9 protein-coding genes are annotated in these 12,100 nt (G+C 50.7%); 3 read left to right on the top strand and 6 right to left on the bottom strand.

Annotation, left to right across the window (positions count from 1 at the left end; genetic code table 11):
• The first annotated feature begins 208 nt into the window (after positions 1 to 208).
• The gene (gene cpdB, locus BZG79_RS05985) at positions 209 to 2,173 is read left to right on the top strand and encodes a 2',3'-cyclic-nucleotide 2'-phosphodiesterase (RefSeq protein ID WP_077773959.1); all 1,965 of its coding nucleotides are present in this window, start codon (positions 209 to 211) and stop codon (positions 2,171 to 2,173) included.
• Positions 2,174 to 2,257: 84 nt separating this feature from the next.
• Positions 2,258 to 2,560: a hypothetical protein gene (locus tag BZG79_RS05980; protein WP_077773958.1), complete on the top strand. Its 303-nt coding sequence runs from the start codon at positions 2,258 to 2,260 to the stop codon at positions 2,558 to 2,560.
• Between the two features lie 56 nt (positions 2,561 to 2,616).
• Here BZG79_RS05980 and BZG79_RS05975 read toward each other — a convergent pair whose 3' ends face one another.
• Both BZG79_RS05975 and BZG79_RS05970 read right to left on the bottom strand, forming a co-directional pair.
• The gene (locus BZG79_RS05975; RefSeq protein ID WP_077773957.1) at positions 2,617 to 4,248 is read right to left on the bottom strand and encodes a methyl-accepting chemotaxis protein; all 1,632 of its coding nucleotides are present in this window, start codon (positions 4,246 to 4,248) and stop codon (positions 2,617 to 2,619) included.
• 406 nt (positions 4,249 to 4,654) lie between these two features.
• The gene (locus BZG79_RS05970; RefSeq protein WP_199877572.1) at positions 4,655 to 5,347 is read right to left on the bottom strand and encodes a LysM-like peptidoglycan-binding domain-containing protein; all 693 of its coding nucleotides are present in this window, start codon (positions 5,345 to 5,347) and stop codon (positions 4,655 to 4,657) included.
• An 89-nt stretch (positions 5,348 to 5,436) separates the two neighbouring features.
• Here BZG79_RS05970 and BZG79_RS05965 point away from each other — a divergent pair, with 89 nt between their 5' ends.
• On the top strand, positions 5,437 to 6,057 hold the full coding sequence (locus BZG79_RS05965; protein WP_021023517.1) for an FKBP-type peptidyl-prolyl cis-trans isomerase: 621 nt from the start codon (positions 5,437 to 5,439) through the stop codon (positions 6,055 to 6,057).
• 63 nt (positions 6,058 to 6,120) lie between these two features.
• Here BZG79_RS05965 and alr read toward each other — a convergent pair whose 3' ends face one another.
• The 4 genes from alr to BZG79_RS05945 form a co-directional block, all read right to left on the bottom strand.
• Positions 6,121 to 7,356 (bottom strand): alanine racemase, encoded by a 1,236-nt coding sequence (gene alr / locus BZG79_RS05960; RefSeq protein WP_077773955.1) that lies wholly within the window; start codon positions 7,354 to 7,356, stop codon positions 6,121 to 6,123.
• Positions 7,357 to 7,621: 265 nt separating this feature from the next.
• Entirely contained in the window at positions 7,622 to 8,401 is a 780-nt protein-coding gene (locus BZG79_RS05955) for a phosphoadenylyl-sulfate reductase (protein WP_077645990.1), read from the bottom strand.
• Positions 8,394 to 10,109 carry an assimilatory sulfite reductase (NADPH) hemoprotein subunit gene (cysI, locus tag BZG79_RS05950; RefSeq protein WP_077773954.1) on the bottom strand — a complete coding sequence of 572 codons (1,716 nt, stop codon included), beginning with the start codon at positions 10,107 to 10,109 and terminating at the stop codon, positions 8,394 to 8,396. The genes BZG79_RS05955 and cysI overlap by 8 nt, the downstream gene beginning before the upstream one ends.
• On the bottom strand, positions 10,109 to 11,917 hold the full coding sequence (locus tag BZG79_RS05945) for an assimilatory sulfite reductase (NADPH) flavoprotein subunit (protein ID WP_077773953.1): 1,809 nt from the start codon (positions 11,915 to 11,917) through the stop codon (positions 10,109 to 10,111). Before BZG79_RS05945 ends, cysI begins: the two co-directional genes overlap by 1 nt.
• Positions 11,918 to 12,100 lie beyond the last annotated feature (183 nt).

Below are 12,100 nucleotides of genomic sequence, written 5' to 3'. Positions count from 1 at the left end.
ATTCTTTTTAGTGCTTTAGGAGGGAGTGGAATGGGTAAGGCATCGGGTCAATAAAACAATGACTGCGATCGCAAAGCGCTCAATTGCCGCCTCAGAGCTTTGAAACGGTTCGATAAAGCCGATCAAGCGCACAGCTTCATGTGAATGATAAACGGCATAATTCAATTGCTTGATAACTAACGCACACTTTTCACTTGGAGATCCTGTTATGCGTTTGCTCCCTTCTGCTGTCGCCACCGCGGTGGTTGCCGGTCTGTTTGCCGCATCTGGCAGTGCCTTTGCCGATACCATCAACTTGCGTGTGATTGAAACCACCGATATTCATACTAATGTGATGGATTACGACTACTACAAAAACAAGCCGTCACAAAAAATCGGTTTGGTCCGCGCCGCGACCGTGGTCAAACAAGCTCGCGATGAAGCACAAAACGCGCTATTGGTCGATAACGGTGACCTGATCCAAGGCAGCCCAATGGGCGATTACATGGCGAGCAAAGGCATCCAACCTGGCGAAGTGCACCCAGTGTACAAAGCGATGAACTTGCTCAATTATGAAGTGGGAAACATCGGTAACCATGAATTCAACTATGGCTTGGCCTTTTTAAAAGAGTCAATCAACGACGCTAACTTCCCGTATATCAACGCCAACGTGTTTGATGCCGATAGCGGCGAGCACTACTTCGACCCGTATTTAATTAAAGAATACCAACTCAAAGATGAAGACGGTGATAGCCACACCATCAAAGTCGGTTACATCGGCTTTGTCCCGCCACAGATAATGACTTGGGATAAAGCCAATCTCGAAGGAAAGGTGATCGCCAAAGACATTAAACAAACCGCAGAAAAGTTAGTGCCGGAAATGAAAGCCAAAGGGGCCGATGTGGTCGTGGCTATTCCTCACTCAGGTATTTCACAAGCGCCTTATAAAGCGATGGCAGAAGATTCTGTGTATTACCTCACGGATGTCGACGGCATTGATGCCATTGCCTTTGGTCATTCACATGCCGTCTTCCCTGGAGAAGACTTCGCCAATATTCCCGGTGCGGATATCGATAAAGGCACGATCAATGGTGTGGCCAGTGTGATGGCCGGCCGCTGGGGCAGCCATGTCGGAGTGATAGATCTGGCGCTCGAGCAAGTCGATGGTCAATGGCAAGTCACTGACAGTCAGGCTCAGGCGCGTCCGATTTTTGATCAGGCGAATAACAAGGCCTTAGTCGAGGCCGATGAAGCTTTGCTTAAGGCTGTGGAGTCAGACCATAAAGCCACACAAGATTTCGTCAATCAGCCAATTGGTCAAGCCAATGATGTGATGTATTCCTACTTGGCCCTGCTTCAAGACGATCCGACCGTACAAATCGTTAACCTCGCACAGCAAGACTATGTCGAGCGCATGATTCAAGGGGACCCTGACTTAGCCAATCTGCCGGTGCTGTCTGCCGCCGCGCCTTTTAAAGCCGGTGGTCGCAAAAACGATCCGAGCAACTTTACCGAAGTGGATGCGGGCCAACTGACGTTCCGTAACGCCGCCGATCTTTATCTGTACCCGAATACCTTGGTGGCACTGAAAGTCTCTGGTGCCGAGCTTACCCAATGGCTAGAGTGCAGTGCCGGCCAGTTTAACCAAATCGATCCCAACACAGAGCAGCCCCAGTCACTGGTGAACTGGGATGGATTCCGCACCTATAACTTTGATGTCATTGACGGTGTCGAGTATCAGATTGATATCACCAAGCCTGCCCGCTACGACGGAGATTGCAATGAGGTCAATCCAGACGCATCACGAATCATCAACCTAATCTATCAAGGTGAGCCGGTTGATCCTGAGCAAACCTTCCTGATAGCGACCAACAATTACCGTGCCTATAGTGGTAAGTTCCCAGGCACCGGCAGTGACCATATCGCCTTTGCCGCGCCGGATGAAAACCGTACCGTGGTCGCCAACTACATCAGCCGTGTGAGTCAAGAAGAAGGCCAAGTCACAGTGAGTGCGGATAACAACTGGTCCATCGCGCCTATCGAAGGCGACGCTGTGGTCAGCTTTGAAACCTCACCGAGCGAGAAAGCGGCGCAATTTATCGAGCAAAAAGGCCAATGGTCGATGCGCCGCCAAGGCACTGATGAAGTGGGATTTGGCGTTTATCATGTTGATTTAGGCCAGCCTCGTCAGTAGCTGGTTAACGATACCCACTAAATAGCTTTTGAATACCGCAGCCTGTCTGCGGTATTTTTTTACTTTCCCCTTTGGAGTTTTAGTATGGATTGGCAAATCGTGACATTTGACGCGCTTGATACGCGCACCTTATTCACACTGATGAAATTACGGGTAGATGTGTTTGTAGTGGAACAAGCCTGTGCCTACCCAGAGCTTGATGCGCTCGACACCGCGCCAGAGACGCTGCATTTAATGGGCTGGCTGAATGGCGAGCTGGCGGCTTATGCCCGTGTGCTGGCACCAGGTGCAAGTTACTCAGGCGCCAGCATTGGCCGTGTGATCGTTGCGCCCGCTCACCGAAACGGTCAATGGGGGCATCAATTGGGTGACGCATCCGCCGTTTAAAGCAAAAAATCCCGCTGAATCAGCGGGATTTTGTTTTCATCTATTGGCGGTAAGACCTATTTGGTTAGACGGAAGCGCTGCATGGTCGTTTGCAGTGATTGCGCCAACTGGCTGAGCTCGCTACAGGCTTGTGCGGTTTGATCAGCACCGCCAGCGACTTCTTGTGACGAATCATTGATGCGCTCGATGTTACGGCTTAGCTCATCCGCTACCGAGTCTTGCTCGCCACAGGCACTGGCAATTTGCATGCCCATATCAGCGATGTTTTCAACCGAGGTTTCAATCCCACGCACCAGCTGTTGAGCCTGGTCGCCCTGCTCTACGCATTGCTCAATGCTCTCACAGCTTTGCGTAGTGGCATTGCGCGCTTGCGTGGCGTGTTGCTGCAGTTTTTCGATGATGGTGGTGATTTCGCCCGTTGAGTCTTGGGTACGGCCCGCTAAGGTACGCACTTCATCGGCCACCACCGCAAAGCCACGGCCCGATTCACCGGCACGCGCTGCTTCAATCGCCGCGTTCAACGCCAGTAAGTTGGTTTGCTCGGCAATATCACGAATAACATCCACCACCATGTTGATTTGTTTCGACTGCTGATCGAGCTCACTCACGGTATTGCCCGTTTGACGCATGTCCTCTGCTACTTTGCGAATCGAAGCAACCATGCCATCGATGTCTTGCGCCCCCATACGGGACTGCTCGCTCGCTTCGTTGGCGGCGGTGGATGAGCTTTCGGTATTCTGCGCCACGTCGGCAACGGTGGCTTTCATTTGTGCCATCGCGGTCGCCACTTGCGACACCTCATGTTGCTGGTTTTGCATCCCAGTCGAGGTTTGGCTCGATACGGCACTGACCTCTTCGACTGCACTGCTCAATTGGGTTACCGCGGCAATCACTTCTTCAATCAGCGTGCGCAGACTGTCTTGCATCGCCATGCTCGAGTCCGCCAATTTACCCATTTCATCATTACCAATCTGGCTGCGATCCAATTGATAACTTAAATCTCCTTTGGCGATTGCAGAAGACTGCTCCATCACTAAGCGCAACGGACTGATGATCGCTCGAGTGAACACCACTGCCACCACAATCATAAAGGCGATCACTGCAAGCAGTACCCCAATAATGGTCATACTCACAGTAGAAACTTGGCTTAGCATGGAGGCGCGGTTTTTACCAATAAAGCCTTGCATCAACTCAGACATTTCCGTTAAGGACTTATCTAACTGTCCGAAGGTACCAAACGACTTAGATAAAATTTGTTGTGCTGCGGTCAGTTGCCCGTCTTCAACACGGTCAGGAAAAGCACTGAGCTCTTGATTATATTTGTCCCAATTGTTCTGGATACGACTGAAAATGGCTTTTTCATCATCGTACCAAAGCGTCTCCTGGTAGGCGTCGAGAGCACGGCTATAATCGCGCTTCATAACATCGATCTCGCCCAAGATTTCACGTCGTTCTGCCGGATCACTAAAGGTAAGAACCGCATACTGATCCTGACGAATCCGTATCATCTCTTCATTGAGTCGTTCGATCTCAAGCACCGCGGGAAGGGTATCGTCAGTAAAGTTCAGCATATTATCGCGCATGCCGCTGACTTGGGTGAAGATGTAAAACCCAAAGATCACGACAGCAATACCAATGAGGGAAAAAGCCGCGGTAAACTTTTTGCCAATAGATAGATTTTTCAACATGGAAAAGCGAGTCCTCAACAAATTAGTGATTAGCGTGTTAATGCCTAGACATCCATGTTGAGGCGGGCTTGCGTGTCTGTCCTACACAGCGGCGCGAATACTAGCACAAAAAATAACCAAAGTGTGATGAAAGACTCATTATTTTCGTAAAAAGTATGTCATACAACACTGGCTTGTTTGGCAGGCATTCACACCCTTAACCGCAATTTGTCCCTTTTCCGCCTCAATGATGCAATGTATCCAGCCGTATTGACTGATTTATAAAAAGTAGCTTAAAAATCGTGCTGCAGCGACTTTAATCACAAAATTGCGCAAAAAACAGACAGAGTAAGGACTATAAAAGACAGGGAAGAGACCGAAAGCACCACCTATCAATGCCTTCGGTTAGATTGACGGTTTCAAGAAACTAACGTTGACGGGCAAAACCGCCATCAGAAAGGCGAAAATACAGTGCGGATTGACCTTTCTCCGTTTCGATCTGCAATATATCTAGCGCGCCACTGGATGTCCGTTTAAAACGAATCCATTGGCCAGGCTGAATGCGGCTGATAGGTTTGCCTTCACCTTCAATATTGGCAATCGAATATAAGTCCGTTAAGGCGAGATCGTAGCGTCGGAACACTTTGGCCAAGGTATCGCCAGACTCAATTTGATGACGTGTCCAAGCGCTCTCTTCTGCGGTTGAGGCCTCCTGTGACGTCGCAGAGTCAGCCACTGACGATGCGTTTTGTGACGCTGTTGACGATGGAGCCGTTGACGATGATAACGAACGGCTCGCATCTGGATTGATCGCAACCGGCTGTCGCGCCTGGCGCACAGGTTTATCCGATGACGGCTCAGGCGGCGTGGGGCTAGGAAGTAAGGCCAATACCACAACGACGGGAACCAGGATCATCAACAGTCGCCGGTGGAGACGAGGCAGGTGGCGCCACGCGTGTTGTATTCGCGTTAGCATCGCACTGTGACGACTTAACGTCGCCGCTTGCTCTAAAACAGTGGTGAGTTTGTCTCCACCTTTCGCACGCAGTTTATCCCAGAGCGCTCGTATTGCTGTTAACTTCATTGCCACTCCGCGCATATATTGTTGTTTTGTCCTCATATTGGACGCCTTTTTGGCACAAAAGTTTACCCACGAAACCATCACCTGTTATCCTTTCACACTTTATTGACCCACAAAAGAGAGACGTTATGTCTGACGTACAACTGGAAACCGTCGAACAGAAGGCCAGCTATGGCATCGGCCTACAAATGGGCCAACAACTTGCGGGCAGTGGCCTTGAAGGTCTAAACGTCGATGCGATCGCCAAAGGCATCAGCACGGCCTTAGCTGGCGAAATGCCAGAGATCGAAATTGATGACATTAATAACGCATTGCGTGAGCTTCACACAAAAGCGGAAGAAGTTCGTCAAGAAGCTGCAAAAGCACAAGCCGCAGAAGGCGATACTTTCTTAGCTGATAATGCCAAACGTGATGAAGTGACGGTAACCGAATCAGGCCTACAGTACGAAGTGCTGGTACAAGGCGACGGTGACATCCCAACCAGCGATAAGCAGGTACGTGTGCACTATCATGGCCAACTGATCGATGGCAGCGTTTTTGATAGCTCAGTTACGCGTGGCGAACCGGTCGAGTTCCCAGTGACTGGCGTGATTAAAGGTTGGGTGGAAGCCCTGCAAATGATGCCGGTTGGCTCTAAGTGGAAGCTGTATGTACCACAAGATCTGGCCTACGGCGAGCGTGGTGCTGGCGCAGCAATCCCGCCATTTGCTGCATTAGTATTTGAAGTAGAGTTGCTTGATATCCTGTAAAACGGATCAGCGCTTGAATAACAAGCAAAGCGATGCCAATCGGCATCGCTTTTTTTGTACTGATTACTGCACGTATTCACGTGGGTTGACCGCGCCCCACCAGCTGTATATCTCAGGGAAGATCACATCCGCACTCGATTCATATTCTTCAGCGCCAATGGTCTCCTCCCCTTGCTGACCAAAGAGCACCACTTCATCGTTTGGCATCACTTGATCCGCAATCTCGGTAATATCGACCATAATGGTGTTCATGGATGACACACCGACCACGGGGGCTCGGTGACCTTGAATCAAGACATCAGCGTTGTTGCCCATTTTACGTGGCACACCATCCGAATACCCCACCGGCAGGTTCGCCAACACCGAATCACGCTTTAACGTATAGGTACTGTCATACCCCACGGTGCTGCCTTCAGGCAAGTGATGCACAGAGGCCACTTTAGTTTTAAAGCTCATGATCGGTGGCAGTTCACGGTTAGTGGGCTGATCGCCATACAAGGCGCCACCCGGACGAACCATATCAAGATGGCCTTCAGGAACATTCAGGGTCACAAAAGAGTTCGCTACGTGCAGCAATACGTCTTCACGTTGAAGCCCAGCTTCCTCTATTAGCCATTCGCTGTTCGCAGTAAACTGTCCTAACTTGCTACGAACATACTCCGCTTCATAGTTAGGAAAGTGAGTCATGATACCGACGACGTTAAAGCGTGGGTCGGTAGCGATATCCACCGCAACTTGTTTGCCAGATTCCTCGTTCATCTCAATACCATTACGCCCCATACCACCGGCATTAAAGGCCATATGGACCGGAATGGTAATATCATGCTTGTCGGCTAACTCACGCATTTGCTCGGCTTGCTCTGCCGAGCCAATGAGCTCTTGCATGTTCAATGCTAATGCACTTTCCATTTCCTGCAAGGTCGCGGTCCGTACACGCATGATCTCGCCGGTAAAGCCGCCTTCGCGCAACGTCCGAGCTTCTTCATTACTGGCAATACCAACACAGTCGATACCACTTGCAATCACGGTGGGCAATAAGCCTGCAATACCATTGCCATAGGCATCCGCTTTCATGACGGCACAGATTTTCGTCCCTTCACTGACTTGCTGTTGAACACGTTGAATATTGTTAGCAAAAGTGGCCGTGTTCACTTCCAGCCAGCCGTTGCCGTGCCCCATATAACGCTGGTTAGCATCAGACGTGGAGGGAGCTGCTGATGTATAGTCAATGACCGCCGGGGCGCCAATGGCAACGACACCGGCGACGGCAAGCGCGACTAAAGATAGTTTTTTGTTCATAAGATTCACTGTTGGTCACATTAATGGCGCATCCGTGACACGTTGCGAATAAAAGTATTAGGCTCTTATTCACTGCCTCCTAGCTTTACCCGCTATTTATAGCACAAAACACGCCACGGCTGATGAGTTACTCAGTTAAAGAGTAGACAAACTCAGTGAAATTGAACAAAAAAATGCCACCACAAGGTGACACTATTTAAGGGCCGAGAGTTAGTTACATTCTTTCTCGGCGGGGCTATTCTCGACGAGGCTATTCCCGACGGGGCTATATCCCCGAACCATCATTTAAGTCGTCCTCATGCAAGCCGCACTCGCGTTTGAGACCAAAAAACCGCGTTTGCTCTTCACGCATGCCCGGCTCTAACCGCTGGGTGGTATGGACATCCCCCACCGACACATAGCCTTTTTCGCGCAATGGATGATAAGGCAAGTCGTGCTCGCGCAGATAATCATCGACCTGTTGGTTCGACCAATCAATCACAGGCAAGAACTTAAACACCCCATGCTGGACACTGAGTATCGGCAAATTGGCACGCGAGTCAGATTGACCTCGGCGGAGCCCAGAAAACCAGGTCCCGGCTTTTAGCTCTCGCAGCGCACGCTTCATCGGCTCAACTTTGTTGATTTGATTATATCGGCTGATCCCCTCCACACCTTGCTCCCAGAGTTGGCCGTAACGCGCTTCTTGCCACGCGGGGGAAAGCTCAGCACGATAGACGCGCAAATCCAAGTTAAGCCGTGCAGTTAAGGTATCGATAAACCGGTAAGTCTCGGCAAATAAGTAGCCCGTGTCGGTTAAGATCACCGGAATGTCGGATTTCACCTGACTCACTAAATGAAGCATAAGCGCTGCCTGTACACCAAAGCTGGACGACAGAACACATTGCCCCTCGAGATGCTCAAGTGCCCAGGCCACACGCTCAGGCGCCGAAAGTGACTCCAAGGTGGCATTGACCTCCGCCAATGCCAAGGCTTGCTGGCTTTTATTCATTGCGGCAATGTCAGCCAAGGCTAACGTCGCATTAGGTTGAACGGTTTCAAGCATAAAAATCCCTCTTAGATACATGCACGGGGGCAATCACCTCGCGGCGGATCAAGAAATCACCAAAGTGCTCACCCGCTTCACGCTCCGTTGCCCAGCGACCAATCAACTGATCCAATTCTTCAAGGATCTGACGATCGGTGATGTTCTCTTTGTACATTTTGGGGATTCGGGTACCTTCCCAATTTCCGCCTAAATGCAGGTTATAGCGCCCTGGCGCTTTGCCGACCAAACCCACTTCTGCCAGCATCGCGCGGCCGCAACCATTGGGACAGCCGGTCACTCGTAAAACAATCGGATCGTTTTCTACTTGGTGTTTTTTCTGAATCGCTTCCACTTCGGTGACAAAATCGGGAAGAAAGCGCTCCGCTTCTGCCATGGCAAGTGGACAGGTTGGGAAGGAAACACACGCCATCGAATTCGTGCGCTGTACACTGTTCGCATCATCAATTAACCGATAACGACGCGCTAACGCCTCAATCTCGTCTTTTTGCGCTTCAGGGATCCCGGCAATGATCAGGTTTTGGTTGGCGGTCATTCGAAAATCGCCTTGGTGTACCTTGGCGATCTCTACCATGCCGGTTTTGAGCGGCTTTTCTGGTGTATCACGCAAGCGGCCATTTTCGATAAATAGGGCGAGGTGGTATTTACCGTCAATCCCTTTGGTCCAGCCCAAGCGATCACCGCGACCAGTAAAGCTATAAGGCCGGCTTGGCGCAAATATTACACCAGCACGCTTTTCCACTTCCGCTTTGAATACATCCGCGCCAACACGATCAAGGGTGTACTTGGTTTTCGCATTTTTACGGTTCGAACGGTTTCCCCAATCACGTTGGGTGGTGACCACGGCCTCAGCAATCTTCAACGTATGTTCAAGCGGAATAAAACCAAAATCATCTGCGCGGCGCGGGTAGGTGTTGGTGTCACCATGGGTCATCGCCAGCCCACCCCCGACTAAGACGTTAAAGCCGATCAGCTGTCCTTGTTCGGCGATGGCGACAAAGTTAAGATCGTTGGCGTGCACATCCACGTCGTTTTGTGGCGGGATCACCACAGTGGTTTTGAACTTACGTGGCAGATAGCGCTCACCCAAAATCGGCTCTTTGTCTTGGCTACCTTCGACTTTTTCACCATCAAGCCAAATCTCTGCGTAAGCGCGGGTTTTAGGCAGCAAGTGCTCGCTGATGCGCTTTGCCCAATCATAGGCTTGCTGATGGAGCTCGGACTCCACTGGGTTGGAGGTACACAGCACATTACGGTTCACATCCCCAGCAGTAGCAATCGAGTCAATACCATATTCATGCAAGGTCTGATGCATGAGCTTGATGTTAGGCTTTAGGACACCATGAAACTGAAAAGTTTGTCGCGTGGTCAGGCGAATGCTGCCATAGAGCGAGCTTTCGCGGGCAAACTTGTCAATCGCTAACCATTGCTTAGGAGTAATGATCCCGCCCGGCATCCTCGCGCGTAGCATCACGTTATGCAGTGGCTCCAATTTTTGTTTTTGCCGCTCCGCGCGAATATCGCGATCATCTTGCTGATACATGCCGTGAAAACGGATCAGCTGGAAATTATCATCGGTAAAACCACCCGTGATCGGATCCTGCAAGTCGTGATCAATGGTGCCACGCAAATAATCACTGTCTTTTTTTAGCCGTTCATTATCGGCCAGTGGGCCCAGTGTATCGCCCGCAAATTTCTGCTCACTCATTAGTACACATCCCTTTGATAGCGCTTATCTTTGCGCAATTCGTTAATAAAGGCTTCGGCTTGCTCACGGCTTTGCTGACCCTGTGTTTGGGCAATCTCGATTAACGCTTCATGGACATCTTTCGCCATTTGGTTAGCATCGCCACACACATAGAGGTAGGCACCGTTTGATAGCCATTGCCATACCGCTTCAGCGCGTTCGCGTAACCGATGCTGGACATACACTTTCTCTGCCTGATCACGGCTAAAGGCCACATCCATCCGCGTGAGTAGGCCAGATTTAAGGTATTGCTGCCATTCAACCTGATAGAGAAAATCATCAGTAAAGGTGCGATCACCAAAGAACAACCAGTTGTCACCTTGTGCCTCCCGTTGCTCTCGCTCTTGCAAGAAGGCGCGGAATGGCGCAATACCGGTGCCTGGACCAATCATAATGATCGGGGTGGCATCGTTATCAGGAAGCTTAAAGTTATCGTTATGCTCAACAAATACTTTTACTGTCTCCGCTTGCGCTGCGCGGTGGGCGAGAAAGCTCGATGCGCCGCCTTGGCGTGACGCTCCGCTCTCATGCTGATACTCCACCAGCCCGACGGTGAGGTGCACTTCGTCTTCTACTTCTGCCTGGCTGGAAGCAATTGAGTACAAACGCGGGGTAAGCCGGCGCAATATCGATTGAAATTGCTCGACATTGAGAGTGACATCGGCCAGCGTCAATGCATCAATGAGCTGAGTGCGATTGGCAAACTCACGCAGTGCAGCTTTGTCTTCCGTCAAGGCGGTGAGTGTGTCGCTTTCCGACAACGCCGCCAGCGCAGTGATCTGCTGCGGGTTAGAAGCGGTGATTTCATAGTCAGTGATCAGCGCATCGCGCAACGAAACGGCACTGCCATCCACCGCCACCGACTCGTCACCACTCAGTCCTACTTGGGCTAAAATGGCATCGGCTAATACAGGATCGTTTTGATACCACACCCCCAAGGCATCGCCCGGTTGGTATTGAATGCCGGATTCATCCAGATCGAATTCAATGTGGTAAACCGCTTTATCTGACCCACGTCCAGTAATGCGCTGACAGGTGAGTAGTTCGGCTGTGTAAGGAGACTGCTTAGTATATTTAGCGTGCGAGGTGGCTTGATGGAGTGGCACCACTTGCGCGTCCCCGCTGGCCTGAAATTGTTGCTTGACCTCGGCTAAGGTTTGCTCGCGCCAGGCACTGGCTGTGGCTTCATAATCCACATCGCAATCAAGACGGGCGACCATGGGCTGAGCGCCGAGTTTTTGTAAAAAGGCGTCAAAATCTTTACCTGTTTGGCAAAAGTACTCGTAACTCGAGTCTCCTAAGCTCAAAACGGCGTAGTGAAGATGGTCAAGCTTAGGCGCTTTTTTAGATTGTAAAAATTCATGCAGCTCAATGGCATTATCAGGCGGCTCGCCTTCACCATTGGTGGAAGCCACTATCACCAAGTGGGTTTCTTTGCCCAGCTGCTTGCCTTTATAGTTATCGGTCGCAACCAACTTGGCTGGGATCCCTGCTGCCTCGGCCTCTTGATGCAACGCCTCCGCCACGCCTTTGGCATTACCCGTTTGCGAGGCATACAGAATAGTCAGGGTGTGGTTGGGCGCGGCACTGGTTTGTGGCATGGTCTTGGGTGCCACCGCTTCACCGGCAGGTGTTTGGCTTAACCCCCAAAAATAACCACTGATCCAGGCCAGCTGCTGCGGCGACAACTCCGCCACCGCTTGTTGCAACTGGCCGATTTGCTGATCATTAAGCGGGCTGGTTAACCCGGAGAGATCCTTGAGTAACATGGTGACGACATTCCTTGCTAACATTGCGTAAATGCTAGCGTAACCTCACCAGTTAATAACAATAAAGAAGAGATGTGAATGTTTTATAACTTTTTGTAAGATACCATGTGTAGAAAGGAGTGCTTAAGCGGGGTCGCGGGATTAGTCGATAATGCGCACTTGCTGAAAACCAATCTCTAATGC

The sequence above is a fragment of the Salinivibrio sp. MA427 genome (assembly GCF_001996115.1).
Taxonomy (GTDB): Bacteria; Pseudomonadota; Gammaproteobacteria; order Enterobacterales; family Vibrionaceae; genus Salinivibrio; species Salinivibrio costicola.
The sequence above is the reverse complement of the archived record's forward strand: the minus strand, read 5'-3'. Positions and strand labels throughout refer to the sequence as shown.

Excerpts from the sequence above, each read along its gene's own strand:
- cpdB (WP_077773959.1), top strand. The coding sequence starts at position 209 with ATGCGTTTGCTCCCTTCTGCTGTCGCCACCGCGGTGGTTGCCGGTCTG.
- BZG79_RS05980 (WP_077773958.1), top strand. The coding sequence starts at position 2,258 with ATGGATTGGCAAATCGTGACATTTGACGCGCTTGATACGCGCACCTTA.
- BZG79_RS05975 (WP_077773957.1), bottom strand. The coding sequence starts at position 4,248 with ATGTTGAAAAATCTATCTATTGGCAAAAAGTTTACCGCGGCTTTTTCC.
- BZG79_RS05970 (WP_199877572.1), bottom strand. The coding sequence starts at position 5,347 with ATGAGGACAAAACAACAATATATGCGCGGAGTGGCAATGAAGTTAACA.
- BZG79_RS05965 (WP_021023517.1), top strand. The coding sequence starts at position 5,437 with ATGTCTGACGTACAACTGGAAACCGTCGAACAGAAGGCCAGCTATGGC.
- alr (WP_077773955.1), bottom strand. The coding sequence starts at position 7,356 with ATGAACAAAAAACTATCTTTAGTCGCGCTTGCCGTCGCCGGTGTCGTT.
- BZG79_RS05955 (WP_077645990.1), bottom strand. The coding sequence starts at position 8,401 with ATGCTTGAAACCGTTCAACCTAATGCGACGTTAGCCTTGGCTGACATT.
- cysI (WP_077773954.1), bottom strand. The coding sequence starts at position 10,109 with ATGAGTGAGCAGAAATTTGCGGGCGATACACTGGGCCCACTGGCCGAT.
- BZG79_RS05945 (WP_077773953.1), bottom strand. The coding sequence starts at position 11,917 with ATGTTACTCAAGGATCTCTCCGGGTTAACCAGCCCGCTTAATGATCAG.